Here is a 25,461-nt window from a genome sequence, read left to right on the forward strand (position 1 = left end):
CTTCTTATTATTATTCAATAGTATATGTTCCTGCTTTCAGGTTCACGGTAATTTTGTAAGAACCACCATTTCCATTAAAAACGATATTTGAATTATCCTCTTTAGGACCTAAAAAACCAGAATTTCCGTTGTTGTTTTTTAGGATATTTCCCCATTCTAAGCTTGCGAATGCTTGTTGACCTAAAAATTTCATTTCCGTATTTGCACCTAAAGTAGTGGTCAATTCGAAAACGCCTTCTGATTTTCTAGTCATTGGAATTGCGTTTGCAGCATTCCATCCGTTCAAACTTCCTACTACATATAGATTCGGATATTCAAAACCTAGTGGAGAAGCGGTTGCATTGAGTGACTGTACTGCTCCATCAGCATTAATTTCTATTTTATAGATTCCAGCTGCGCCCGTAAATTTCATATTTTCACGATCAGAAAAAACGATGTTTGCGGAAGTTTGTTTAAAGTATCTACTTGCAGCATCTGTTCCAGGATTATCAATACTATAATTAATAGGACTCCAAGCTTGTTGACCTAAAAATCTGAAACTTTCTTGAGATAAGTAAGTGTAGATATAAGAAAAATTATCCATTTTGTATAAAGCTTGTGCCACTCCCGAATTCCAACCAACGTAAGAAGCTGCTCCTACGAGGAAGAAGTTTGGATATTCTAATGCATAAGGAGTAACATTTACAGTAGTTACATTGGAAACTGCCTTAATTTGATTAGCTCCTAAAGCAGAAATTACTCTTAAAAACATTTTTCCTTCAATGTTTTTTGTCAAACCAATCGTTTGTGCAGCCGTATTAAGCTGACTTACTGTATAAGTTGCCGTTCTAAGGGATTGTGCTACTGTTCCTAAAACATAAGGAGTTTTAAAATCCTTGTCTTTCGAAGCTTCAATTTTGTAATTCACTTCTACAGGTACCGTGTATGCAGCTTGAGTCCAAGAAACGTTAAGCGCAGGATTATCTGGATAATTTTTATCTAAAAAAATATGTTCTGCAGATAGATCCATTGCGATTGGTGCAGCACTATTGTCTACTTGTACTAATTCTCGGTTGTCACATGAAGTTAAGCCGATCATCAGAAGTAATGCAGCAAATGCATTAATGATATATTTATTTTTCATTTTGTAAAAAGTCATTTAAAATTAAAATTAATAACCCGTGTTTTGAACTAAGTTCGGATTAGCAATAATATCTTTTGCCGGAATTGGGTAAAGATTTCTGTAGTCTTCTACCGCTTGACCATCTTTTACACCTCCTTTCCAAGGCCATAAATAAGCTGCAGTAGTAAATTTGCCATATCGAACAAGATCTGTTCTTCTGGTCATTTCCCAACCTAATTCTCTACCTCTTTCATCAAGAATAAAGTTTAAATTAAGAGAAGCAACTGGTAATGCACCTGCTCTAGTTCTTAAAGCATTTACATATCCTAATGCAGTTGCCGCACTTCCACCACCTCCTCTGAGGTTTGCTTCAGCGTACATCAGATAAATATCTGCTAATCTGAACATTGGAATATCGGTATCTACAAAATTCCCAGAACCTTTAGTTGGTCCATCTTGTCCTTCTGCTCCTGTACTGGTAACATTTTTAAATTTCACGAACGGATATCCATTAGAAAAATTACCTAAATCTTCAATCTCCAAAGTTTGTTTATTGGTATAGAAATTTCCACGCAAATCGCTTGATCCGGCTCCACCGAAAAGGTTGACATACGCTTTAGTAGTTCTTAAACCAGACCAACCACCGTTGATTCCAAAAGATTTTGCATCCATTGTTCCACCTACTGAAGCATGTACCAAATAAGTACTACCACCGTATGATTGAGCTTTCAAACCATCAAAAACAATTGGGAAAATAACTTCTGGATTGTTTTTTTCGTTGTCTGCAAGGAATAAATCTTCGTATTTAGTTTTCAAACCATATCCACCACCAATTACTTTTTCGCAATAAGTGATACAGTCTTTACTTCTATCAACTCCGGTATACACTTTAGCATTCAAATAAAGTCTTGCTAAAAGTGACCATGCTGCAGCTTTATCTGCTCTTCCATAAGAAGATTTCGGAGCTTTAAGTTCATTTGAACAAGCTAATAATTCAGCTTCTACATATTTAAATAGATCTGCTCTCAAAATTCTTGGCGGAGGAGTAGATGATCCAACCGGCATATTGGTTTCTGTTGGAAAAGGTACATTTCCGAATAAATCTAAGGCATGATAATAAGCTAAAGCTCTTAAATATCTTGCTTCAGTTCTCATGGATTTTGCTTCGATCAAATTTGCTCCAGTAATATTATTAGCCGCTAATTTCTCATCGGTTGTATTACGGATAAAATCATTACAGAAAGCGATCTCTGTAAAAACTCTATAATAAAATGCACTTACATATTCGCTGGAAGCATCCCAATTCATTTTGTGAATGGATTGCAAAGTACCATCATTCCACGCAATTACTGCTTCGTCTGTTGACAAAACCTGCATGGTGAAAAGCTGTCTTGTATACTGTGAAAAGTTGGCATCAATACCATTGATATCGGGATTTCCGCCGCCGCCATCTTGACCACCATGAGCAAAACCACCATATAATTTTGCCAAAGCATTTGGATAATTGGCAAAATTCCCATAAACTACTTGTGCTGTATCATTTGAAATTGAAGTTTGTTCCAAATCTCTTACACATGAGGTCGTAGAAAATAAAGCAACCACAGAAGCTGCTGCTATTATTGTTTTAATTCTTTTTGAATAAATTTTCATTTTCTTTTAATTAAAAATTAAAGTTAAGTCCTAATGAATACACTCTTGGCATTTGATAATAACCATTGTCAATACCACCGAAAACCTCTGGATCAACTCCAGTGTATTTCGTAATTACTAGTACGTTCTGTGCCATTCCATAAACTCTTAAAGAAGAACCTGTAGAAAGTACATCACGGAAAGTATAACCTAAATTTACATTATCTAAACGGAAGAAAGAAGCATTTTCAATGAATAGATCTGAGAAATACTGTGGTGTAGCAAATTGATTGTTTACCGCAGTTGAGTACACGTTTTGCAAATATTCATTGGTTGCTGCAGATTGCAAAGAACTGTTAGAAGCTGCATTATTATATACATAATTTCCAATTACGGCTCTTGCGCTGAAACCGGCATCCCAATTTTTATGAGAAAATTTAGTACTGAAACCTAAAATCGCATCTGGTTGTGTAGATTTATAATAATATTTATCAGAATTATTAATTTTTCCGTCTCCATTTCGATCTACAAAAACGCCATCTAATGGGTTCCCTGCATTGTCGTAAACTTGTTGGTATACGTAAAATGCGTAAGGTTGATAACCAACTGCATGTGCTTGAATGGTATTACCTACTCCACCTGCAATATCTCCAACTGTTAAGAAAAAAGAATCATCTGCACCTTGAGAAAGTTCTTTAATTGTAGAATCGTAATGCGTTGCGTTGAAAGAAAGCTCCAAGGTCGTATCTTCTGTTTTGATAGGAACTACGGTAATTGAACCTTCAATACCTTTAGAATCCATCACCCCAACATTCAAATTATTGTTGTTAGATACATCTCCTGCTGCGATTGGTGCACCGCTTACTAAAAGTTTATCGGCCGTTTTTTGAAACAAGTCAATTGATCCAAAAATTCTGTTCTTCGCGAAACCATAATCTAAACCAACGTTTTTGGTAGTAGTAATTTCCCAAGTTAAATTTGGATTAAAAATATTTGGACGATACATTTGATAAAAAGAGTCCCCTAAATAATATTGAGCACCACCATTACTCAGGTTGTATGAACCAGAAGCTGCATAATCATTATCTGAAAGTTCCTGATTACCGGTTTTACCCCAACCAGCTCTTAATTTTAAAGTATTGATTCCTTTTCCTTTTAAGAAACTCTCTTCATTAAGCTTCCAACCTACAGAAACTCCTGGGAAATTTCCCCAAACGTTATCTTTGGTGCCATTGTAGAATCTAGAAGAACCATCTCTTCTAATCGAAGCAGAAATAATATATTTATTAGCAATGGTAAAAATACCACGACCATAAAAAGATAAAAGAACATTTCTGGTTGCGAAATCTCTTCCAACTGGTGGTGCTACATTATTACCATTATAAGTTGGGGCATAAGGATCTGCTCTGTAGAAATTTTGATAAGCATAACCTCCCACTAAATCTACATTGGTATTAATAGAAGAAATCGTTTTGGTATAACTCAAATACGTTTCTAGCAATTTATTTTCCTTTTCCTGAGAGTAAGCTCTTGAACGTCCTTTATCCGCAAATGCAGTTTTGTACAAGCCACTTTCTCTTTTTGAACCGTTGGCTTTTGTATAATCATAACCTGCGTTTACATTGAAATGTAAGTCTGGTAAAAAATGGAACTTATAATCCAACTGAATATTCCCTAAACCTCTCCAAATAGAAGAAATATCTCGGGTTGCATCTAATTGAGCCAGTGGATTTGGATTTCCGTTCACATTCAAACCTCCATTCAGTAACCATTCATAATATCCTCCATAATTAGAGTTTCCTGAATAAACCGGTTGTGTAGGATCAAAATAAGTGGCATTTCTAATCACTCCATCTGCAGCAAATCTGTTATCTGTAAAAGTACCTTTTGCATTTACAGTCACGGATAAGTGATTATCAAAAAATTTCGGAGTCAAATTTAAACCTACCGAAGTTCTTTTAAAAGAGTTGGTTCTCACAATACCATTTTGTTCGTTGTACCCGATGGATAAACGATATGGTAAAACTTTAATCCCTCCAGACAAGGCGATATTATTATCGCTTCCTACTGCAGTTTGATAAATTAAATCTTGCCAATTGGTGTTTGCAGTTCCCAATTTAGCTTGATAAGCAGCTGAAGCATTGGCTTTTACAAAAGCTCTAAACTCATCCGCAGATAATACATCGGTATTTTTCATTTTTGTGGAAACCGACGCTAAAGTAGAGAAATTCACTTTAAATTTCCCAGAAGAACCTCTTTTAGTTGTTACCAAAATAACTCCATTGGAAGCTCTGTTACCATAAATTGCCGTTGCAGATGCATCTTTCAAAATATCGAAAGTTTCGATATCATTTGGATTAATTAAAGAAAGTGGATCAGCTGCACCAGAAATTTTACTAAAATCTTGAGGTACCCCATCAATTACAATAAGTGGTGCTTGCGAACCACCTAGTGAACCAATCCCACGAATTCTAATGGAAGAACCAGAACCTGGCGCACCACTATTTCCTGTAATAGAAACTCCAGGAGTTTTTCCTTGGATCAATTGTGCAGGTGAAGTCGCTCCACCATTAAAGTCCTTCGACGAAATAGAAGAGATCGATCCCGTAACATCGGTTTTCTTCTGTTTCCCATAACCAATCAGAACAACCTGTTCGATATCAGCAGTTTTAACTGAATCTTTGGTTTGTGCGTGTAACATTGTTCCGGCAAATAATAAGAAGGCCGGTGCAATTTTTAAAACTGTAGTATAGTTTCTCACAAAAATAAAATTTAAGGATTAATATTCAATACATAACTGCTTCCCTTGGTAAAGCATTGCAATTTAAACAAAAAATCAATTATTATTAAATTTTTATTAAAATTGTTAATTATTTCTGATTATAATCATATCTTTAAAACGACGCAATTAACTAATCACCTGTAAACAAATATATTAACAACTCAATCTCTCATTTTGAGACTTTATGAAATTAACAAATAGTTAAACATTTGTTTAGCAAATTAGTAATCTCAGCTCCAGATTTAGTACGGTAACTGTACATTTTTTGTACAATTTAACACATGACCACCCATTTCTTGGCTTACTCTAAACAATTGTTTAACAATAAAAAAAATATACAGCAGTATTTTAACCAAAGTGATCTTTTATTTAAACATTTCCATTTTTCGAATTTAAAATTAATATGCTTCAAATTCTTTTCAAAAAAGGGTTAGTTACTGCACGATCCTTTAGAAATATGATCTTAAATTTCAATAAAAACGATGTAAATACTATTCTCCTGAAAAATTTAATAAACCCTAAATCTATTGGAACACAAAAAGGAAGTGCAGTACTGCAAAAACAAGCAAGTTTTACAGAAGAATTTATAAAGATCATCGTTCTATTCGACACCGAAAACGGTAAAAATTACAAGAATCAAATAGCGAATTCCAAAAAAAAATGATTCAGAAAATATTGATTTTTAATTATCTCTTATAACCCTTATCTTTGCAAAAAATTAGAAAGAAAAAAATGTCGGATAGAAAATTAATTACCGCAGCTTTGCCTTATGCAAATGGTCCGGTTCATATAGGTCATTTGGCGGGAGTTTATATTCCGGCAGATGTTTATGCACGATTCAACAGAAGATTGGGAAAAGACGTGGCTTTCATTTGTGGCTCCGATGAACACGGGATTCCTATCACCATTCGCGCAAAAAAAGAAGGCGTAACTCCACAAGATATCGTCGATCAATACCACGAAATCATTAAAAAATCTTTTCAGGATTTAGGAATATCATTTGATGAATATTCCCGAACGACTTCTCCAAAACACAAAGAAGTAAGTCAGGATTTTTTCACAACATTATATAATAAGGATAAATTCATCGAAGAAACTTCTGAACAATATTTCGATGAACAAGCCAATGAATTTCTCGCAGACCGATATATCGTAGGAACCTGCCCGAATTGTGGCAACGATACTGCTTACGGCGATCAGTGCGAAAAATGCGGTTCTACCCTTTCTCCCTCAGAATTGATCAATCCAAAATCTATGCTGAGCGGAAATGTTCCTATTTTAAAGGAAACCAAAAACTGGTATCTTCCTTTGAATGATTATGAAGATTTCCTCAACGAATGGATCATCGAAGGACATAAAAACGACTGGAAACCCAATGTTTACGGACAAGTTAAATCCTGGTTAACCGACGGTTTGAAACCACGTGCAATGACGAGAGATTTGAATTGGGGCGTTCCTGTTCCACTTCCAAATGCAGAAGGAAAAGTCCTTTATGTTTGGTTTGATGCACCGATTGGCTATATTTCTTTCACTCAGGAATGGGCAGAAAATAACGGAAAAGACTGGAAAGACTATTGGCAAAATGACAACGCTGATTTGGTGCATTTCATTGGAAAGGACAATATCGTTTTCCACTGTATTATTTTCCCAGCGATGATGAAAGCGCATGGCGATTACAAAATGCCAACAAATGTTCCCGCTTTTGAATTTTTAAATTTAGAAAACGACAAGATCTCAACCTCCCGTAATTGGGCAGTTTGGGCACATGAATATGTTGAAGAATTCCCGGGACAACAAGATGTTTTGCGTTATTCTCTTCTGTCTTCCGCTCCAGAAACGAAGGATAATAATTTCACGTGGAAAGATTTCCAGACCAAAAACAATTCAGAATTAGTAGGAATTTTCGGAAATTTCATTAATCGTGTTGCGGTTTTGATACATAAATATTATGACGGAATTGTTCCGGCTGGAAATGAAAGTGCAGAAGAATTAAATGAAATTACCAAAGCTTCAACCGAAGTTGAAAATTTCTTGGAACATTATGAATTTAGAAATGCTTTAACCGCGATGATGAATTTGGCGCGTTTCGGAAATCAGTATCTTCAAATTGAAGAACCGTGGAAAACCATTAAAACCGATCCGGAAAAAGCGGCGAATTCTTTATTTATTGCCGCACAAATCGCAGTTGGTTTGGCGCAGATTTGCGAACCGTTTTTACCTTTCAGTGCAGAGAAATTACAGAAAATGTTTAATGTTTCTCAATTGAGTTGGAGCGAAATTAAAGAAGAAAAAGTTTTAATTAAAACCGGACATCAAATCAACGAAGCTTCTCTTCTTTTCTCCAAAATTGAAGATGAAACCATTGAATTTCAGATTCAAAAATTAGAAAACACGAAAGAATCCAACAAAAAAACCAATCCAAAAGCCAATCCAATGAAAGACGAAATTCAATTTGATGATTTCACGAAAATAGATCTTAGAACTGCAACAATTTTGACCGCAGAAAAAGTAGAAAAAGCAGATAAATTGTTGAAATTCTCTGTAGATACAGGAGTTGACGTAAGAACGGTTGTTTCCGGAGTTGCTGAAAGTTTTACACCGGAAGAATGTGTGGGAAAACAGGTGATGATTTTATTGAATTTGGCTCCACGTAAAATCCGTGGAATTGAATCTCAGGGAATGTTGCTTTTGACGAATAATGCAGAAGGAAAACTGGTTTTTGTAACGCCGACTGAAACGGTGGAAAATGGGATTGAGATTGGATAAAAATTTCTAAAACATTAAAAATAAGAAGACCTGAAAATTAATTCAGGTCTTTTTTTGTCAATCTCGCCAGATAAGAATCCTCTTCTTGAAGAATTTTTTCAATTTCAAATCCATTATTTTCCGCAACTCTTTTAAAGGTTTCGAAATCCAAATAAAGCCATTTCGTAGGATTTTCTGTATCTAATTGATAGTGGATAAAATAATCGACTTCACCATAATAACGATCCGCAGGAACCATTACTCCGCCGTCTTCATCGCGATCGTACATGTAGAGAATATCCGTACTGTCGATGAGAATCTGCCCTTTTTCATTTAAAAGCGATTGCAATTTTTCCAGATAAAAATCAATTTTATCCAGGCTTTCAAAAATTCCTGTTCCATTCATTAAAAGCAAAATCGTATCAAAAGTCTGGACCGGAAAATCCAAAATATCCGAACACCAAACATTTTTCACGCCTCTTAATCGGCAAACTTCAACGGATTTTGGGGAATTATCTAAGGCAAAAACCTCTAATTTTTTTTCATTTTGAAGGTATAAACTGTGAGATCCAGCTCCGGCTCCAATATCCAGAATTTTTCCTGTAGAAAGTTCCAACGCTTTCTGTTCCAGCGAATTCATCTCATCAAAATCCCGAAAAAAATACTCCACCGGAAGTTCATCGATTTCTGAAATGGAAGTTTCTGTTAGCAAATCATCTGCACTTTTATTTTGATAAAAATCCCAAATCGCCTTACCCATTAAATCTTTCATTTCTAATATTTTTTCAAAAATAAGCAAATAGCATTCAACTTAAAAATTAGCAATACTGTAATTTATTTAAAAGTTTCTTACATTCGTCTTGAAAAAATAAAATAATGCGCAAAATAGATATCCTTTTTAAGGAATATGCCGAAAGTCACCAAAACAGAAAGAATAAATTAATTCACTGGATTTGTGTTCCGCTGATTTTTTGGTCTATTTTAGGATTTATTTCGCTCATTCCTGCTCCTCATTTTTTCATTCAGTATTTCGGTGCGATCAGTATTGTTTCCCTGATCGCAATTGCTTTGGTCACAGTTTACTATTTCAGTTTATCCTGGAGAATTGCCGTGATAATGCTATTCGTGATGCTTTTAATGGAACATTTGATCTATTTTGTTAATGTAAAATTACAACACCAATCCTGGATTTTATTTGTTGCAGTTTTCGTTTTATCCTGGATCGGACAATTCTACGGTCACAAAATAGAAGGAAAAAAACCGAGTTTTCTGAAAGATTTACAATTTCTGCTGATCGGACCGATTTGGTTGCTGCATTTTGTTTTAAAGAAATTGGGGTTTAAATATTAAAAAATTCTTATGATGTTAAAAAAGACTATTTTTTCTCTGTTTCTTTTAGTGTTTCTGAATTGCACAAAAACCGACAAATATTCTACCGTGAATGCCAGTTTAATAGATGTAATTCCTGAATCACCATCTAAAATGGAAACGCCACCTCCACCGATGGAAGTCGCAAAAAACGAAGTTCCTGGTGAAGTAATATCACCAAAAAAAACAGATACCATTTCCAAAAAAATCATTAAAAATGGAGATATGGAAATTGCAGTTCCCAATTTATTGGACGCGAAAAAAAAGGTTTCAGAAATTATCAAAAACAACAAAGCTTACCTCCAAAGCGAAACTTTTCGCAATTCCGATCGATCTGAAAATATCAATTTAGTAATTCGGGTTCCTCATCAGAATTTCGATGCCATTATCAATTCTTTTTCCGACGGAATTGGTGCAGTAGAGGCAAAAACCGTTAAAGCCGAAGATGTAACGGAAGAATATACCGATGTATCCATCAAGCTAGAAAATAAGAGAATCTACCTAGAAAAATACCGCGAAATGCTGAAAAATGCTGCTTCAACGAAAGACATGTTGGAAATTCAGGAAAATATTCGCGCCTTGGAAGATGAAATAGATGTTGCCGAAGGAAGATTACGCTTTATCGATGACCGCGTTAATTACAGCACTTTGGAATTGCTTTTATTTAAAGAAAAAGCGCGGACTTCTGCCACTTCAAAAATAGGATTTGGTAGCAGATTCGGTGATTCAATCGCGGAAGGTTGGAATTCTTTTGTCAGTTTTTTACTCGGATTAATTTCATTTTGGCCCTTTTTTATTATCATTCCCCTCTTGATTTTCGCTTGGAAAAAATGGCGACGTAAAAAATAAAACACAAAAAATCCGGAAAAATAATTTCCGGATTTTCTATTTTGCAAAATTTTTATCTAAGCGTTGTAATGCTTTTTTACTTCTTCTAAAAACTGTTCATCACTCATTTTTTGATCAGTTCCCAACTTCACTTTTAAGTTTTTAAACTGTGCTGTTTCTTCCAAGTGCTTTTTCAGTTCTTCCTGCATGGTTCCGGGACCAGTAATATAGACTTCTTCTGAGTTTGTTAAAAGATGTTCTACTTCTTTGAAGAATTTTGCTTTATTTGTCTGCTCTGCATTGTTACCTGCATTTTCACTTGAATTTCCATGCTGAATCACTGCTTTTACTGGCGAACACAGGAAAAATTTAAAGGCATTTTGAGCATCATGATTTTTTACAACGACTGCTTTAGTTTGATCGATCCAAAGTCCAGCTAATTTTTTTTCTGACATAATAATTTATTTTCCAGGTAAGAGACAACAATGATGCAAAAGAGCTGTTAATAGATGTTAAACTTTATTTGCCCAGCACAAAAATTGCCGGAATTTTATGCAGTTCGGGCTTGGATTTTTGCCATTCTTTAATAGTTAGGGTTTTAATGAATTCATTTTCCGGATCATTGATATTTGCAGCGATGCATAATTTAATTTGAGGCGAAAGCGTCTTGCAAAGGTCTTCAAACAAAGGATTATTTCGGTACGGAGTTTCCATGAAAATCTGTGAATATCCCGTAGAATTTACCTGATTTTCTAGCCATTTTATCTTTGCTTTTTTTTCCGATTTATCGATCGGCAAATACCCATGAAAAGTAAATTCCTGCCCATTAAATCCACTTGAAATCAAGGCTAAAATTATCGAAGAAGGTCCATTAATAGGAATTACTTTTACCGAATTTTCGTGACACCATTTCACCATTAAATTTCCTGGATCTGCAATACAAGGAAGTCCAGCTTCCGAAAGCAAGCCAAAATCTTGACCATTTTTCATTAAAAGTTGCGCCTCTTGCAAATCTTTTCGTTCTGAATATTTATCGAGAAGAAACAATTTTAAATCCGCCTGTTTTTTTTCGGGAGCAAAAAATTTAATGACTTTTCGAGCGGTTTTTTCATTTTCCACAAAGAAATAATCGGTCTTTAAAATATATTCTTTAATGGAAGGTGCGAAATAATCGAGGGGTGAATTTTCTGATAGATAAGCGGGAATGAGGAATAGCATAATTTGATGATTTGATGATGTGGTGATGTGATGATGTGATGATGTGAAAAATGCTCTATTTGTTTTTTTTGAGAAGGCACTTTCTATTTATTAATTGACTCTTTCAAATTTGTTGCAAGTTTCTCGCAAGTTTCATCTAAAAGCTGATATACTTTTTCAAAATCAGCCATTGTTCCCCAATAAGGATCTGGAACTTCCTGATTATTTTCTAAAATTAAAGAAACTTTTTGTCGTTGAAGATCGTTTTCTGCTAATGACAAAACATCTTTCAAATTATTACGATCCATGCAATAAATGCGGTCATACTCTCTAAAATCTTTGGCCGAGAAAGGTCTGGATTTTTGTGCTGAAAGATCAATTTCATATTTTTTCGCAGTAGAAATGGAGCGGTGATCAGGACTTTTTCCTTCGTGCATCGCAATTGTTCCCGCAGAATCAACAACGAAGTTTTCGGGAAGCTTTGATTGTAAAATCCCTTCTGCAAGTGGACTTCTACATATATTTCCAAGACAAACCATAAGGATTTTCATAAGCGATTGTTATAAATAGTTAGCAAATGGTAATTAGCATTTAGCATTTAGCATTTAGCAAAAATAAAGAAAAAAAATTGCGATTTTAAAATTCGACTTTAACAAAAAATGAAGAATATCGCTATTCTTCATTTTTTAAATATTTTATTTTGGGTAAAATTATTGTCTGATTTTTTCGCCCAATTCTTTCACATATTTTTTCAGTTCCTTGTCAATTTTCGAAACATCTTTGATCGTATCACAAGCATACATCACGGTGGAGTGATCTTTTCCACCCATTTCCTCGCCAATTTTGGTGAAGGTCGCGTTGGTCAACTCTTTCGCAAAATACATTGCCAATTGTCGAGGTAAAGCGATTTCTCTTTTTCTGGTTTTGGATAAAAGCTGCTCTCTTTCGATTCCGAAATATTCACAAACAACATCTTGAATATAAGGAATATTAATTACTTTTTTCTGGTTCGCTGCAATTTTATTGATGGTATCTTTCAGCAATTCTAAACTTAATTCAGATTTATAAATCGTAGAATAGGCGATCACCGAATTGATCACGCCAATCAATTCACGAACATTGGTTTTTACTTCCGATGCTAGAAAATCGAGCATGTCTTCGGTTAAAACGATTCCATCTCGGTTCAACTTATCGATGATAATTCTTCTTCTTGTATCAAAATCCGGAGATTTTATTTCCGCAGAAAGTCCCCATTTGAATCGGGAAACAATTCTTTCCTGAATATCTAAAATATCAACAGGAGCTTTATCTGAAGTTAAAATAATCTGTTTTCCGTTTTGGTGCAGATAATCGAAAATATGGAAAAAACTGTCTTGAGTAGATTTCTTCCCAGATAAAAACTGAATATCATCGATGATCAGAACATCGACCATTTGATAAAAATTTGCAAATTCTGTTTGCTTATGCGCTTTCGCTGCGGAAACAAACTGCTGAATAAATTTCTCGGAAGAAAGATAAAGTACCACTTTATCCGGATAAGCATTTTTAACTTCCAAACCTACTGCATGACCTAAATGCGTTTTTCCAACTCCATATCCACCATGCAAAAACAAAGGATTGAAGGCAGTTGCTCCTGGTCTTTTGGCAATCGATTTTGCTACCGTTGCAGCAAATTTGTTGCTTTCGCCTTCTACATAATTATCAAACGAAAAATCAGCTTTCAAATTAGAATCGATATTCACTTTTTTCATTCCTGGAACGACAAAAGGATTAATCAAATTCGCAGAAAATGCGGGTGGTAAAGTTTCCTGCATTTTTGGTGTGGGAATACTTTTTCCTTTAAAGTTAACGGTAATCGGTTTTTCTTGACCTGCAGGTCTGTTTTCCATCACAGAATACCATAATTTTACGCCCTTACCAATATTTTTTTTCAACGCTGCAGAAAGCAAAGACAAATAATTATCTTCGATGTATTCTTTGTAAAAATCACTCGGAACCAAAAGGGTCAGATTATTGCTAACTAAAGAAACTGGCTGCACATTATCGAACAGCAAATCAAAAGAGTTTTCTAGTTTTTTCAGATCCGTATTATCTTCAGCGGCGTTGAGATTATCTCTCATAAACTGAAGACAATTTTCCCAAATGAGAGTTAAATTTTCGTTCATTTTCTTTCAGCAATTTTTCCTGAATTATTTAATTTTGGCAGGACAACAAATATCGAATTTTAAAATTTCTTAAAAAAATTTTTGTGCTATTGGTTATTAAAAAATATATTTGTATGATCAATTTCAAACCACCATGATACACACAACACATTCATTAAGAGTACGTTACGCAGAAACAGATCCCATGAAATACGTGTACTACGGGAACTATGCTCAATACTTTGAAGTGGCGCGTGTTGAGCTATTCCGCAGCTTAGGAATATCTTACGATGAGATTGAAAGTCAGGGAATTTGGCTTCCCGTTTCGGAGTACAACATTAAGTATTTGAAACCTGCATTGTATGATGAAGTTCTCGAAATCCACACCTTTATCAAAAAAATTCCAGGCGTTCGAGTGGAGTTTGAATATGAAATTTACAACAGCTCTAAGCAGAAAATTACCGAAGCCAAAACAACGCTTTTCTTTTTAGATTCGAAAACCAATAAAATTGTAAAATGCCCTTCTTTTTTAATGGAGCTTATCGAAAAAAACTGGCAAGAATGATTTACAGTTCACTTCCCGCTTCTATTTCATAAGGTTGCTTGTCTTTTTCAAAAATCCGAGTGAGTTGATTTCCCTCGACTGTAATTTTGGTACCAACTTTTCGAATCCAGTTCCCTTCTCGAAGTCCAATTACTTTGGTATTATTTTGCGTTAAAAATTCTTTGATCCGCGTCTCTCTGGTTTCGCCGTTATGCTTTAAATCTGGATTAGGATCTAGATAATGCGGATTAATATTGAACGGAACCAATCCCATGGTCTCAAAACTGGGTGGATAAACAATCGGCATATCGTTCGTCGTTTTCATATTAAGACCGCCAATATTGGAACCTGCACTGGAACCAAGATATGGTTTGCCTTTTTCTACATTTTCTTTTAAAAGCGTCATCAGGTTTTCCTCGTGTAAGGTTTTCACCAAGAGAAAAGTATTTCCGCCACCTGTAAAAAAACCTTTGGCTGATTGAATTGCTTCGGCTTTATCTTCAAACTCATGAAGTCCTTTTAATTTAATATTAATTTTTGAAAAAAATATTCTCGCGGTATTGGTGTAATCTTCGTGCGAAATTCCGCCGGGTCTTGCGAACGGGATAAAAACAACCTCATCGATCCCGGTGAAAAGTTCCGTTATTTCCTTTTCTAAATACTCCAAATACTTCCCTCCAAAAAGTGTAGAAGTTGATGCTAAAATAATGTTCATCGTAAAATCTTTATAGAAACAAAGATATTTAATATTTCTTTCAAAAAAGACCGATGATATTCCATTATGAGTACAAAAAATTACCACTTCAGTATTGAAAAAGATTTCAATTATTAAATTCTCAAATTAATACATGATTTTTATCAATTTTATGTTAAATTCTTAAATATTAACTTTTTTCAAACAATATCAAAGTATCTTTGCATAGAAATTATAAACAAAAATATAAAGATGAGTTATACAATAGTAGGTTTATTTCCGAACCAAAAATACGCAAAAGAAATATCAGAAGGAATTGAAAAAACGGGGATTAAAAATGAAGACTATATCATTTACAAAACCCAAAAGAACAAAACAGATAAAAGCAATTTCTGGAAAAAACTCTTAGGCATCGAAAAAGCACCTGCTAAAACTGAGGTTGAAAGCCTTATCACAAGTGTTGCAATTCGAAATGAAGAAGAATTAAACAACATAAAAAAATCATTCAAAAAAAATGATGTGGTGAAAATCTATGAATTTCAGGACATGACTTTAGAGGAAGCAAAAAATTTAGATTACATAAAAAAAATTGTAGAGATAAGAGCAAAATCTCAAATTTATTCAATGCCGCAAATACCAAACGCGAGAGGAAGAATCAGCGAAGGAATCAATACTGAAGTGAAAGCATAGCGCTGAAATATTTTCTAAATTCTAAATCTGTACTTTTTGTGCAGATTTTTTTTGAACCTCAAATCCCTCTTCGTTCCCAAATGGAGTGTTCAGTACTTTTGAAATCATCATTTAATAAAGATTAATCTGCAATAAAGAGGCTTTATCTCAAATACCTTTTTTATTTTTGCTGAATGAAAATTGCTTTCCTCGGTCCTCACGCAAGTTTCACGCAGTTGGCGTGTTCACAAATTTTTCCCAATAATGAATTATTGCCACAGTCGAGCATATTAGATTGCTTCAATGCGGTAAAAAATGGCGAGGCAGAAAAAGCTGTGGTTCCCCTTGAAAATTCTATTGAAGGAACTGTTTCTATGACATTGGATTACCTTTATGATTTCGAAGATATTTTTATTGAAACCGAAGCAGTGATGCCGATTGCGCATCATTTGATGATTCATCCAAACAACCAAAATTTCAATAAAATTATTTCTCATCCGCAAGCTTTGGCGCAAACTTTTCATTTTCGGCAAAATCATTTTAAAGACATTGAAACGCAGGATTTCAGTTCTACCTCAGCGTCGGCAAAGTTAGTGGCAGAAAATCCTCAGGAAAAATGGGCGGCAATCGCAAACTCTTATGCAGCCAAATTGTATGGTTTAAAAATCATTCATTCGGACCTTCAGGATTTTGAACAGAATCACACCAAATTTATCGTCCTCTCCAAAAAGAAAAATATTCTCCATTTAAACATTCCAAAAACTTCAGAAAAAACATCACTCATTGTAACACTTCCGGAAGATCATGCAGGAGGATTGCATCAGGTTTTATCGGTTTTTGCGTGGCGAAACATGAACCTTTCGAAAATCGAAAGCCGCACTTTGAAAACCGGGTTAGGAAATTACTTTTTCTTTATTAATGTTGCGAATGAATGGCATCCTATACTATCGGAAAATGCATTGGAAGAATTAAAATCCATCGGAGCACATGTGAAATTTATCGGACACTACCACGAGTATTTGCTGGAAGGATAAATGAACAAAACCCGCATTTCCCGTATTATTTCCTCGAATATTCTAAATTTTTCCGTCGCTGATTATCTTTAAAAGTTAAAATAGCATTTTACCGGAACGAAGATATGATCGCTAAAAAAATCTGACAATCAAAGAGATAGTTGTTCGATTTTATAAAATTAACACCTTAATATTTTCCGTTCCACTTCTTTTTCAGTTCGGCGGCAATTTTATTTTCGGTCGTATTATTTCCTGGTTCATAGAATTTTGTTCCTTTAATTTCTTCGGGCAGAAATTCTAAATCCACAAAATTTCCTTCGTGTGCATGCGCATAACCGTAATCTTTTCCGTAATTTAAATCTTTCATCAATTTAGTCGGGGCATTTCGCAAGTGTAAAGGAACGGGCAGATTCCCAGTCTTTTTCACGAAAGAGATGGCATCGTTGATCGCGGTGTAAGTTGAATTACTTTTAGGAGAAACCGCCAAATAAACCGCAGTTTCGCTTAAAATTATTCGAGCTTCCGGATTTCCAATAATATTGATCGCCTGAAAGCAATTATTAGCCATGATCAATGCGTTCGGATTTGCCAAACCAATATCTTCCGAAGCTAAGATTAACATTCTTCTCGCAATAAATTTGATATCTTCTCCACCAACCAACATTCGAGCGAGCCAATACACCGTACCATTTGGATCGGAACCGCGCATCGATTTGATGAAGGCGGAAATAATATCATAATGTTGCTCTCCATTTTTATCATAAAGCGCCATTGTTTCCTGTAAAACATCGAGCACATCTTGGTTGGAAATTTCTATTTTATCAGAATTTTTAAATTGATTCAAAACATTCTCAACCGAGTTGATCAACTTTCTCGCGTCACCGCCAGAATATTGAATGAAAGCTTCTTTCTCTATTAGTTTAAAAGCAGTCTTTTCAAATTCGTTGTATTTTTTTAATGTAATCTCCGCCAATTCTTCTAATTTTTCGAAAGTAAGGGATTTCAAAACATACACCTGACTTCTCGAGAGGAGCGCAGAAACTACTTCGAAACTGGGATTTTCTGTAGTTGCACCAATCAACACGATCCAGCCTTTCTCTACTGCATGGAGCAAAGAATCCTGCTGCGATTTATTGAACCGGTGAATTTCATCAATAAATAAAATGGGTGATTTACCAGAAAAAAGATTTTGTTTTTTTGCTTCTTCGATCACTTCCCGTACTTCTTTAACGCCAGAAGAAACCGCGGAAAGTTTAAAAAATTTCCGACGCGATTTTTCAGAAATAATTTCTGCCAAAGTTGTTTTTCCAGTTCCTGGTGGTCCCCAAAGAATTAAAGAACTGAGTGTGTCATTCTCTATCATTTTGCGAATCGTGCCAGTTTTCCCGGTCAAATGTTCTTGTCCCAAAACTTCATCTAAATTTTGTGGGCGCATTTTTTCGGCAAGTGGAATGGTAGAATTCAAAATAAATGGTTGATGTTTTTGGCTGGAAGAAATGGATCCAGAAATAAGTTTAATAAGAAACGTAGAACAAATTTAAACTATTTCGTTATTTTTGCAACTGCATGTTCAATAAAATCATCACATTTCCATTGGTTGTTCTGATAAAAATTTATCAGTGGTTCATCTCACCCTTACTCCCAGATCATTGCCGATATGAACCAACCTGCTCCAGCTACATGGTAGAAGCACTTCGTAATCATGGACCCATCAAAGGTCTTTGGTTAGGTTCAAAGCGAATTTCGAGATGTCATCCGTGGGGAGGTCATGGTTATGATCCAGTTCCGCCGAAAAAAAAATAGCCCGGGATTTTCATTTTAATTAATGAAAAAATGGTTTTTTACATGATACATGCGCTTTTGAATACTAAATTTTTGAATTAAATTATATGCTGACGTTTTTATACTCAACTTGGGATCCTTCCACTGGAATACATTTAGGTCCTGTTACGCTACATTACTACAGTTTGATGTTTATCTTCGCCTTTGGTTTGGGTTACATGATCATGACTAAAATTTATAAGATCGATAACGTCAACGTGAAATATGTAGAACCACTTTTCACCTGGACTTTGATTGGAACTATTCTGGGAGCAAGGATAGGACATGTTGTTTTTTATCAGCCAGAACTTTTCAAGGAAGATTTTTGGTCCGTATTTTTGCCTATTCAAACAAATCCTACCTTTAAATTTACAGGATTTTCTGGATTAGCAAGTCATGGAGCGACGATTGCATTAATTTTCACCACCTTATATTATTCGTTTAAAATCATCCATAAAAATCCTTTTTGGGTGTATGACAGAATTGGGATTGCTGTTGCTTTGGGAGGAGCATTTGTCAGAATTGGGAACTTTTTCAATTCAGAAATTATTGGAAAAGCGGCGCCAGAAAATTCTCCATTTGCGGTTTTGTTTCCACAACAGAGTTCGGAATACGGAGCAATTGTACCAAGATATCCTACTCAACTTTTTGAAGCAACCGGATATTTTTTACTTTTTGTCTTATTGTGGATTTTGTACCGGTACACCAAGAAAAAATACCAACAAGGTTGGCTCTTTGGATTGTTCTTTATAATTTTATGGGCAGTTCGGTTTTTCGTAGAGTATCTAAAAGAACCGCAAGGCGATGAATTTATTCAATTTGCAGGTTTAAATACGGGACAAATCCTTTCAATACCATTTATGATTGCAGGATTTGTGATCATGTTTACGTCAAAAAACCGAATGATTTCAGAAGAAGAAAACGAAAAACCCGATTAATTTTTAAAAAAATCATTTAATCCTTTCAATCATTTTGAAAGGATTTTTTTATGCCAAAGATTTAAAAACCATTCCCAATTCATTGATTAAATCAGTTGGAAGCATGGCTTCTTTAGAAAATTTCTCTGCTGCCAAATCACCTGCTTTTCCGTGCAACCAAACGCCAAAAATTGCGGCATCTTTAGAGGAATAATTTTGAGCTAAAAGTGAAGTGATGATTCCCAGCAAAGCATCGCCACTTCCTCCTTTTGCCATTCCTGAGTTTCCGGTAATATTGTAGAAAACGTCTTTTTCAGGCGTGATAATTTGGGTATGATGGTCTTTTAAAACAATATAAATACCAAGTTCAGCCGCTTTTTCTCTGGCTAATTCAACTCTATCAAAAGAGTTTTCTGTTATACCAAAAAGTCGTTCAAACTCTTTTGGGTGTGGTGTGATGATAGAGTTTTCGGGAATTCTCGCTAAAAACTGAGAATGCCTCGAAATAATATTGAGGGCATCTGCATCTAGAACCATTGGTTGATCGCAACTTTTTAAAAAATCCAAAAAAGCAGATTCTGTATCGGTATTGATTCCCAAACTAGGACCTATTCCTACAACCGTATCATGATCAATCTGGAAACGATCATGATGGTTTTCGCCTCCATATAAATAGATCGCTTCTGGACAAGAAGTCTGCAAAATTTCATAGCCACATTTCGGAGCATGAACAAAAGTAAGCCCACTTCCCGTTTTCAGTGCAGCTTTCACTGCCAAAACCGCCGCTCCTACTCTACCAAAACTTCCTGCGATTATGGTAGTTTTGCCAAAATTTCCTTTATGGGAAAACTCACTTCTAGTCTTATAAATACGGTGAATCAATAGATCATCGATCACATAATCACTTGTAATTTCATCCTGGATAAATTCCTCACTCAACGAAATATCTAAAATATGAACTTTGCCACAGTAAATACCTGTTTCAGGATGTAGAAACGTTTTTTTCCAAAACTGAAAACTTAAGGTTTCATCTGCTTTAAAAATGACTGTTTGATCAGTGATCATTTGATCCGCCAATAATCCTGATGGCATATCGATGGACACTTTAGGAAGTTTCACACCATTAAGAAAAGTAATGAGATCAACTTCTTTCTTATTGGTTCTCCGGTTTAGGCCGGTTCCGAAAACCGCATCAATAATAACGGCATTTTCTTTAAAATTAAAAGTTGCAGCATCATTAAAATCAAATATGTCTATTCCTGAAATCTGCTTAATTTTCTTAAGGTTGCTTGCAGCATCTTTAGAAAAGTTTTCATTTTCGTTTAAGAAAACAGTAATATCAAATCCATTGTGATACATTATTTTAGCCAAGGCAAAACCGCCACCACCATTATTTCCGTTTCCACAAAAAATATAGAAATTCTCTTTTTCTTTAAATTTATTTGAAATCCAGTTGACACAGGAATCAGCTACTCTCTGCATCAAATTCAGAGAATAGATCGGTTCGTTCTTAATTGTGAACGAATCACAATTCTTAATTTGTTGTGCTGAAAATATTTTCACTTGATAAAATCACTTGTGTTGTTATAAAAATACGATGAGAAAATTACTTTTTTTAATTAAAAATACAACTATGTAGCTGAATATCAATCCAATAAAAAAACCTAATCAATTCTCGTTAAAAATACGAAATTAGTTTAAAATTTCAAGAAAAAATAACATTATCGCAAAAATAAAAAATAACCGTATGAAAACACTTTTGCTTAAATGTTGATTTGCGGTTAAATTCAGTTAAATCATTTCATTTCAGCGAGTAAAGTACTCTATTTAATTAAAATTTCATATTTTTACCGAACAATAAAAAAAATTAATATTATGGGACTAGTACAAGAATTTAAAGATTTTGCAATCAAAGGAAATGTGGTTGAATTAGCAGTTGCGGTAATTATTGGTAAAGCTTTTGGCGATATCGTTAATTCGTTAGTGGCAGATGTTATCACGCCACTTTTACTTAATCCAGCAATGAAAGTTGCAGGAGCCGAAAACATCAAGGAATTAGCTTGGAATGGCGTAACTTATGGGAATTTCATCTCCTCAATTATTAACTTCTTATGCATTGCGATTGTGCTTTTCTTAATGATTAAAGGAATTAACAAAATGAAAAAACCAGCAGAAGCTGCACCAGCAGGACCTTCTTCTACAGATGCATTATTAATGGAAATTAGAGATTCATTAAAAAAATAAGTCATAAAAATTTCTCGAAAAACAGTAAAACCCGAAAAAATTTTTCGGGTTTTTTCGTGAAATGACCTAAAAAAAAGAACGAATCTTTCGAAGCGTTCCTTTTTTTATATCAATTCATTTCTAATGAACTTGCAGAATACTGCAAATTTGTTCTGCTAAAGAAAGTCCGATTCGATCTTGCGCTTCCAAAGTTGAAGCTCCTGTATGTGGAGTCATTGAAATTTTAGCGTGGTTCAAAATTTCTTTTGAAGGAGTGGGTTCGTTGATAAAAACATCTAAACCTGCGAAAGCAACTTTCCCTGAATTTAAAGAGGAGACCAAAGCTTTTTCGTCAATTACACCACCTCTGGAGCAGTTCACGATGGCAACTCCATTTTTCATCATTTCAAATTCTTTTTCCCCAATCATGTATCCTTCTTTCTGCGCCGGAACGTGAAGCGTGATAAAGTCTGCATGTTTCAAAACACCTTCAATCGGTTCTGTTTCGATATCAACATTGATGAATTGGTTGTTATAAAATTTCACTTTGATGCTTGCTCTTCCGACATTGCTGTCGGCTGCGATTACTCTCATTCCCAAACCTAGTGCAATTCTCGCAACTTCTTGTCCGATTCTTCCCATCCCAACAATTCCGATGGTTTTCCCACGAAGTTCCATTCCTTTTTCGTACGATTTTTTCAATTTTGCGAATTCAGAATCACCGAAAAGTGGCATTTTTCTATTTGAATCCTGCAAAAATCTTGCGCCAGAAAATAAATGAGCAAAAACAAGTTCAGCCACAGATTCTGAAGAAGCTGAAGGAGTATTGATGACATGAATATTTTTTGAACGTGCATAATCAACGTCAATATTATCCATTCCTACTCCACCTCTACCGATAATTTCTAAGGATGGACAAGCATCAATCAAGTCTTTTCTTACTGTAGTTGCACTTCTTACAAGAACCGTCTTAATTTTGTTTTCATTGATGTAGTCAATCAAAAATTCCTGTGGAACTTTATTGGTAATCACCTCAAATCCTTTTGCAGTTAAGGCATCAATTCCAGATTGGTCTAAACCGTCGTTTGCTAATACTTTCATAAACTAATCTTCAAAAACTTCTATTGTTACCTGTTTTTCTACCATATCGGTGAATTTTCCTTTGTATCTGGTTGCTTTTACCAAGTGATTATCAATCCAGTGGTAATTTCCACCTCTAGGTTTTCCACAAAGAACACTGTGATATTTAAAGCCGTGTTTATCGAGCCAATCTATCGTAATTTGTTTTAAATTTTCCGTACGGGAAGTAAAATAACAAATAATATGACCTTGATCGTACCATCTGTTAATGGTTTCCAAAGCATCCGGATATGGAATACAATCAACCATTCTTTCCGGTTCTTCATTCGGAACATCATCGGTAATTGTGCCATCAATATCAATCAAATAATTCTTTATATCACCCTTTAACATGGGACTTAAGTGATCTTTATATTCTAATTCCATCGTTTAAAATTTAAGTTGCAAAATTACAACTTTTCATTGGTTTGCAGCGTATTATATTGGATTTCTAAAAATATTTGAGACAATGCATCTCTACTGCGAACTTCTCTTCACTTCAATCCAACTTTATATTTCAATACCTGATTGCATTTCCCGTAATTAATACTTTACGAAATCCCGGAATTCCAGTTCAATGTCATTTATAGCGCACTAAAAAATCAAAAACTTACCTAATTTTTTTTTTCTACGATAAATTTATCTTAAAAATTTTACCACCTTACTTATTAAACTTATTTTTGTGTGATATGGAAGAACATGTAGTTTTAATTAACGAAAATGACGAAATTTTAGGTCTAATGGAAAAAATGCAGGCTCATGAAAATGGGATTCTGCATCGGGCTTTTTCGGTTTTTTTGTTTAATGAAAAAGGCGAAATGCTTTTGCAAAAAAGATCGGCCAACAAATACCATTCTCCGAATCAATGGACCAATGCAGTGTGCTCTCACCCAAGAATAAATGAAACTTATCTGGAAGGTGCTCAACGAAGATTGCAGGAAGAACTAGGATTAGAAGCTGAATTGTCGCCAAAATTTCATTTTATTTACAAAGCTGATGTAGGTCAGAATTTGTGGGAACATGAGTTGGATCACGTATTTACAGGCAGTTTCAATGGTGAGGTTCAACTGAATCCACAAGAAGTTTCCGAAGTTCGCTCCATCTCCATGGAAAATTTAGAGAAAGAAATGATCGAGCATCCCCAAAATTTCACAGAATGGTTTAAGATTATTTTGAAGGAATACAAGGAGCATTTATAACAATTACCGCCTCAAAAGCAATTTTCGGGAAAGAAAACAAAATGAATTTTTAGCCCCGATTGCAGCGGCATCCTTTTCTGATGAGGCACGAAGAGGAAAAGATAGAGCGGAAAGCGGGTCGAGTTTTGGAAAAAAGCGCGAACTGACTGCTCCTAAAAAATAAAATTTAATAAAAATATACGATGAACAAGACGGCTTTGTACGATAAACACGTTTCTTTGGGTGCTAAAATAGTGCCTTTTGCAGGTTTTGATATGCCTGTACAATATTCCGGAGTTACTGAAGAGCATTTTGCGGTTCGGGAAAAAGTAGGGATTTTTGATGTTTCACACATGGGTCAGTTTTTTGTGGAAGGTCCTTCTGCAAAGGATTTGTTGCAATTTGTTGGAACGAATAATGTTGATTCCCTCGAAAATGGAAAAGCACAATACACGTGTTTACCAAACGGAAATGGCGGAATTGTAGATGATTTAATCGTTTATAAAATGGCCGACGAAAAATATTTTGTGGTTGTAAATGCCTCGAATATTGAAAAAGATTGGAATCATATTTCAAAACACAACGAGAAATTTGGTGCAAAATTAACCAACGCTTCCGATGAAATGTCATTGATCGCCATTCAAGGTCCGAAAGCGACGGAAACTTTGCAAAAATTAACCGAAACGAATCTTTCTGAGATTCCTTATTATCACTTCACAGAAGGTAAAATTGCAGGTTTTGACGATGTAATAATTTCCAACACAGGTTATACTGGAAGTGGCGGTTTTGAAATTTATTTTAAAAATGAAAACGCTGTAAAAATTTGGGAGGCGATCACTGAAGCTGGTGAAGAATTTGGTTTAATTCCTTGCGGATTAGCTTCCAGAGACACTTTACGCTTAGAAAAAGGATTCTGTTTATACGGAAATGATATTGACGATTCCACTTCTCCACTTGAAGCAGGATTGGGTTGGATTACAAAATTTGAGAAAGATTTTGTTGATAAAGAGCTTTTGGCCAAACAAAAAGAAGAAGGAATTACCCGAAAGTTAGTCGGTTTTGAAATGCAGGAAAAAGCAATTCCAAGACATGATTATTTGGTGGTTGATGCAGAAGGAAACGAAATTGGAAAAGTAACTTCCGGAACGATGAGTCCGATGAAGAAAATTGGAATTGGTTTGGCTTACGTGGCGAAACCACATTTCAAAATTGATTCTGAAATTTTTATTCAGATTAGAAATAAAAATATTCCAGCGAAAGTGGTGAAATTGCCATTTGTATAAAAAAATTTGATTAAAATAATAGGAAGCGTCTGAATTTTCGGGCGCTTTTTTTTGAAGAACAACGAAGAAATTTAAGTGTTTTTTTTGAGGAGCTACAAGATTCCCGCAACTCAGAAGACTCGTCCTGCTCTACACTATATCTTTTTTGTCATTGCGAACAAAGTGAAGTGATCTGTTGAAAGAGATCGATATCGCAATAACAAAA

The 25,461-nt window shown here is 34.9% G+C and carries 25 protein-coding genes; 12 read left to right on the plus strand and 13 right to left on the minus strand.

Translation table 11 applies throughout. From position 1 onward, the window contains the following. Positions 1–10 precede the first annotated feature (10 nt). From BW932_RS07925 to BW932_RS07935, 3 genes are read right to left on the minus strand one after another with little or no spacing between them, the layout of a single operon-like run. Positions 11–1,123, minus strand: a complete 1,113-nt coding sequence (locus BW932_RS07925; RefSeq protein WP_076387026.1) for a SusE domain-containing protein — start codon at positions 1,121–1,123, stop codon at positions 11–13. A gap of 27 nt (positions 1,124–1,150) precedes the next feature. Continuing rightward, complete coding sequence (locus tag BW932_RS07930) at positions 1,151–2,752, minus strand: RagB/SusD family nutrient uptake outer membrane protein (protein ID WP_076386952.1); 1,602 nt, start codon at positions 2,750–2,752, stop codon at positions 1,151–1,153. A gap of 10 nt (positions 2,753–2,762) precedes the next feature. After that, on the minus strand, positions 2,763–5,492 hold the full coding sequence (locus BW932_RS07935; RefSeq protein ID WP_076386953.1) for a SusC/RagA family TonB-linked outer membrane protein: 2,730 nt from the start codon (positions 5,490–5,492) through the stop codon (positions 2,763–2,765). Between the two features lie 478 nt (positions 5,493–5,970). Between BW932_RS07935 and BW932_RS07940 the strand changes: the two genes are divergently transcribed. Then, positions 5,971–6,177 (plus strand): hypothetical protein, encoded by a 207-nt coding sequence (locus BW932_RS07940; RefSeq protein ID WP_143745530.1) that lies wholly within the window; start codon positions 5,971–5,973, stop codon positions 6,175–6,177. Between the two features lie 68 nt (positions 6,178–6,245). Next, positions 6,246–8,279, plus strand: a complete 2,034-nt coding sequence (metG, locus tag BW932_RS07945) for a methionine--tRNA ligase (RefSeq protein ID WP_076386955.1) — start codon at positions 6,246–6,248, stop codon at positions 8,277–8,279. Between the two features lie 37 nt (positions 8,280–8,316). Here the strand turns inward: metG and BW932_RS07950 are convergent, their stop codons facing one another. Then, positions 8,317–9,030, minus strand: a complete 714-nt coding sequence (locus tag BW932_RS07950) for a class I SAM-dependent methyltransferase (RefSeq protein ID WP_076386956.1) — start codon at positions 9,028–9,030, stop codon at positions 8,317–8,319. Between the two features lie 104 nt (positions 9,031–9,134). Here BW932_RS07950 and BW932_RS07955 point away from each other — a divergent pair, with 104 nt between their 5' ends. Beyond that, positions 9,135–9,608, plus strand: a complete 474-nt coding sequence (locus tag BW932_RS07955) for an Mpo1 family 2-hydroxy fatty acid dioxygenase (protein WP_076386957.1) — start codon at positions 9,135–9,137, stop codon at positions 9,606–9,608. Positions 9,609–9,617: 9 nt separating this feature from the next. Continuing rightward, positions 9,618–10,475, plus strand: coding sequence for a DUF4349 domain-containing protein (locus BW932_RS07960; protein ID WP_076386958.1), 858 nt, complete (start codon positions 9,618–9,620; stop codon positions 10,473–10,475). Positions 10,476–10,531: 56 nt separating this feature from the next. Here BW932_RS07960 and BW932_RS07965 read toward each other — a convergent pair whose 3' ends face one another. The 4 genes from BW932_RS07965 to dnaA all read right to left on the minus strand — a co-directional run bounded on the left by BW932_RS07965 (position 10,532) and on the right by dnaA (position 13,816). Then, complete coding sequence (locus BW932_RS07965) at positions 10,532–10,909, minus strand: hypothetical protein (RefSeq protein WP_076386959.1); 378 nt, start codon at positions 10,907–10,909, stop codon at positions 10,532–10,534. 64 nt (positions 10,910–10,973) lie between these two features. Then, positions 10,974–11,672: an SAM-dependent methyltransferase gene (locus BW932_RS07970; protein ID WP_076386960.1), complete on the minus strand. Its 699-nt coding sequence runs from the start codon at positions 11,670–11,672 to the stop codon at positions 10,974–10,976. Between the two features lie 83 nt (positions 11,673–11,755). Then, positions 11,756–12,202, minus strand: coding sequence for a low molecular weight protein-tyrosine-phosphatase (locus BW932_RS07975; RefSeq protein WP_076386961.1), 447 nt, complete (start codon positions 12,200–12,202; stop codon positions 11,756–11,758). A 159-nt stretch (positions 12,203–12,361) separates the two neighbouring features. After that, positions 12,362–13,816, minus strand: a complete 1,455-nt coding sequence (gene dnaA / locus BW932_RS07980; RefSeq protein WP_076386962.1) for a chromosomal replication initiator protein DnaA — start codon at positions 13,814–13,816, stop codon at positions 12,362–12,364. Between the two features lie 133 nt (positions 13,817–13,949). On the opposite strand from dnaA, the gene BW932_RS07985 reads away from it, so the two are divergent. Further along, positions 13,950–14,360 carry an acyl-CoA thioesterase gene (locus tag BW932_RS07985; RefSeq protein ID WP_076386963.1) on the plus strand — a complete coding sequence of 137 codons (411 nt, stop codon included), beginning with the start codon at positions 13,950–13,952 and terminating at the stop codon, positions 14,358–14,360. 1 nt (position 14,361) lies between these two features. Here BW932_RS07985 and pepE read toward each other — a convergent pair whose 3' ends face one another. Then, entirely contained in the window at positions 14,362–15,054 is a 693-nt protein-coding gene (pepE, locus tag BW932_RS07990; RefSeq protein ID WP_076386964.1) for a dipeptidase PepE, read from the minus strand. A gap of 231 nt (positions 15,055–15,285) precedes the next feature. Here pepE and BW932_RS07995 point away from each other — a divergent pair, with 231 nt between their 5' ends. Both BW932_RS07995 and pheA read left to right on the plus strand, forming a co-directional pair. Beyond that, positions 15,286–15,723: a hypothetical protein gene (locus BW932_RS07995; protein WP_076386965.1), complete on the plus strand. Its 438-nt coding sequence runs from the start codon at positions 15,286–15,288 to the stop codon at positions 15,721–15,723. A gap of 173 nt (positions 15,724–15,896) precedes the next feature. Continuing rightward, a complete protein-coding gene (gene pheA, locus BW932_RS08000) occupies positions 15,897–16,736 on the plus strand; it encodes a prephenate dehydratase (protein ID WP_076386966.1) in 840 nt (279 codons plus the stop codon). Positions 16,737–16,902: 166 nt separating this feature from the next. Here pheA and BW932_RS08005 read toward each other — a convergent pair whose 3' ends face one another. Next, positions 16,903–18,180, minus strand: a complete 1,278-nt coding sequence (locus BW932_RS08005; protein ID WP_076386967.1) for a replication-associated recombination protein A — start codon at positions 18,178–18,180, stop codon at positions 16,903–16,905. A gap of 101 nt (positions 18,181–18,281) precedes the next feature. Between BW932_RS08005 and yidD the strand changes: the two genes are divergently transcribed. Then, entirely contained in the window at positions 18,282–18,518 is a 237-nt protein-coding gene (gene yidD, locus BW932_RS08010; protein ID WP_076386968.1) for a membrane protein insertion efficiency factor YidD, read from the plus strand. An 86-nt stretch (positions 18,519–18,604) separates the two neighbouring features. Beyond that, on the plus strand, positions 18,605–19,474 hold the full coding sequence (gene lgt / locus BW932_RS08015) for a prolipoprotein diacylglyceryl transferase (protein WP_076386969.1): 870 nt from the start codon (positions 18,605–18,607) through the stop codon (positions 19,472–19,474). A gap of 48 nt (positions 19,475–19,522) precedes the next feature. Here lgt and BW932_RS08020 read toward each other — a convergent pair whose 3' ends face one another. Next, a complete protein-coding gene (locus BW932_RS08020) occupies positions 19,523–21,016 on the minus strand; it encodes an NAD(P)H-hydrate dehydratase (RefSeq protein ID WP_076386970.1) in 1,494 nt (497 codons plus the stop codon). Between the two features lie 312 nt (positions 21,017–21,328). Here BW932_RS08020 and mscL point away from each other — a divergent pair, with 312 nt between their 5' ends. After that, the gene (gene mscL / locus BW932_RS08025) at positions 21,329–21,697 is read left to right on the plus strand and encodes a large conductance mechanosensitive channel protein MscL (protein ID WP_076386971.1); all 369 of its coding nucleotides are present in this window, start codon (positions 21,329–21,331) and stop codon (positions 21,695–21,697) included. A gap of 120 nt (positions 21,698–21,817) precedes the next feature. Here the strand turns inward: mscL and BW932_RS08030 are convergent, their stop codons facing one another. Beyond that, positions 21,818–22,777: a D-2-hydroxyacid dehydrogenase gene (locus BW932_RS08030; protein ID WP_076386972.1), complete on the minus strand. Its 960-nt coding sequence runs from the start codon at positions 22,775–22,777 to the stop codon at positions 21,818–21,820. A gap of 3 nt (positions 22,778–22,780) precedes the next feature. Further along, positions 22,781–23,182, minus strand: a complete 402-nt coding sequence (locus tag BW932_RS08035) for an LNS2 domain-containing protein (RefSeq protein ID WP_076386973.1) — start codon at positions 23,180–23,182, stop codon at positions 22,781–22,783. A gap of 302 nt (positions 23,183–23,484) precedes the next feature. Here BW932_RS08035 and idi point away from each other — a divergent pair, with 302 nt between their 5' ends. Together idi and gcvT are read left to right on the plus strand one after the other, a co-directional pair. Then, complete coding sequence (gene idi / locus BW932_RS08040) at positions 23,485–23,994, plus strand: isopentenyl-diphosphate Delta-isomerase (protein WP_076386974.1); 510 nt, start codon at positions 23,485–23,487, stop codon at positions 23,992–23,994. A 182-nt stretch (positions 23,995–24,176) separates the two neighbouring features. Then, on the plus strand, positions 24,177–25,256 hold the full coding sequence (gene gcvT / locus BW932_RS08045) for a glycine cleavage system aminomethyltransferase GcvT (RefSeq protein ID WP_076386975.1): 1,080 nt from the start codon (positions 24,177–24,179) through the stop codon (positions 25,254–25,256). Positions 25,257–25,461 lie beyond the last annotated feature (205 nt).

Source organism: Kaistella chaponensis (assembly GCF_900156725.1).
In the GTDB taxonomy this organism is placed as follows: domain Bacteria; phylum Bacteroidota; class Bacteroidia; order Flavobacteriales; family Weeksellaceae; genus Kaistella; species Kaistella chaponensis.

What these genes read in the sequence shown, in the direction of transcription:
- BW932_RS07925 (WP_076387026.1), bottom strand. Translation starts at nt 1,123, where the DNA reads ATGAAAAATAAATATATCATTAATGCATTTGCTGCATTACTTCTGATG.
- BW932_RS07930 (WP_076386952.1), bottom strand. Translation starts at nt 2,752, where the DNA reads ATGAAAATTTATTCAAAAAGAATTAAAACAATAATAGCAGCAGCTTCT.
- BW932_RS07940 (WP_143745530.1), top strand. Translation starts at nt 5,971, where the DNA reads ATGATCTTAAATTTCAATAAAAACGATGTAAATACTATTCTCCTGAAA.
- metG (WP_076386955.1), top strand. Translation starts at nt 6,246, where the DNA reads ATGTCGGATAGAAAATTAATTACCGCAGCTTTGCCTTATGCAAATGGT.
- BW932_RS07950 (WP_076386956.1), bottom strand. Translation starts at nt 9,030, where the DNA reads ATGAAAGATTTAATGGGTAAGGCGATTTGGGATTTTTATCAAAATAAA.
- BW932_RS07955 (WP_076386957.1), top strand. Translation starts at nt 9,135, where the DNA reads ATGCGCAAAATAGATATCCTTTTTAAGGAATATGCCGAAAGTCACCAA.
- BW932_RS07960 (WP_076386958.1), top strand. Translation starts at nt 9,618, where the DNA reads ATGATGTTAAAAAAGACTATTTTTTCTCTGTTTCTTTTAGTGTTTCTG.
- BW932_RS07965 (WP_076386959.1), bottom strand. Translation starts at nt 10,909, where the DNA reads ATGTCAGAAAAAAAATTAGCTGGACTTTGGATCGATCAAACTAAAGCA.
- BW932_RS07970 (WP_076386960.1), bottom strand. Translation starts at nt 11,672, where the DNA reads ATGCTATTCCTCATTCCCGCTTATCTATCAGAAAATTCACCCCTCGAT.
- BW932_RS07975 (WP_076386961.1), bottom strand. Translation starts at nt 12,202, where the DNA reads ATGAAAATCCTTATGGTTTGTCTTGGAAATATATGTAGAAGTCCACTT.
- dnaA (WP_076386962.1), bottom strand. Translation starts at nt 13,816, where the DNA reads ATGAACGAAAATTTAACTCTCATTTGGGAAAATTGTCTTCAGTTTATG.
- BW932_RS07985 (WP_076386963.1), top strand. Translation starts at nt 13,950, where the DNA reads ATGATACACACAACACATTCATTAAGAGTACGTTACGCAGAAACAGAT.
- pepE (WP_076386964.1), bottom strand. Translation starts at nt 15,054, where the DNA reads ATGAACATTATTTTAGCATCAACTTCTACACTTTTTGGAGGGAAGTAT.
- BW932_RS07995 (WP_076386965.1), top strand. Translation starts at nt 15,286, where the DNA reads ATGAGTTATACAATAGTAGGTTTATTTCCGAACCAAAAATACGCAAAA.
- pheA (WP_076386966.1), top strand. Translation starts at nt 15,897, where the DNA reads ATGAAAATTGCTTTCCTCGGTCCTCACGCAAGTTTCACGCAGTTGGCG.
- yidD (WP_076386968.1), top strand. Translation starts at nt 18,282, where the DNA reads ATGTTCAATAAAATCATCACATTTCCATTGGTTGTTCTGATAAAAATT.
- lgt (WP_076386969.1), top strand. Translation starts at nt 18,605, where the DNA reads ATGCTGACGTTTTTATACTCAACTTGGGATCCTTCCACTGGAATACAT.
- mscL (WP_076386971.1), top strand. Translation starts at nt 21,329, where the DNA reads ATGGGACTAGTACAAGAATTTAAAGATTTTGCAATCAAAGGAAATGTG.
- BW932_RS08030 (WP_076386972.1), bottom strand. Translation starts at nt 22,777, where the DNA reads ATGAAAGTATTAGCAAACGACGGTTTAGACCAATCTGGAATTGATGCC.
- BW932_RS08035 (WP_076386973.1), bottom strand. Translation starts at nt 23,182, where the DNA reads ATGGAATTAGAATATAAAGATCACTTAAGTCCCATGTTAAAGGGTGAT.
- idi (WP_076386974.1), top strand. Translation starts at nt 23,485, where the DNA reads ATGGAAGAACATGTAGTTTTAATTAACGAAAATGACGAAATTTTAGGT.
- gcvT (WP_076386975.1), top strand. Translation starts at nt 24,177, where the DNA reads ATGAACAAGACGGCTTTGTACGATAAACACGTTTCTTTGGGTGCTAAA.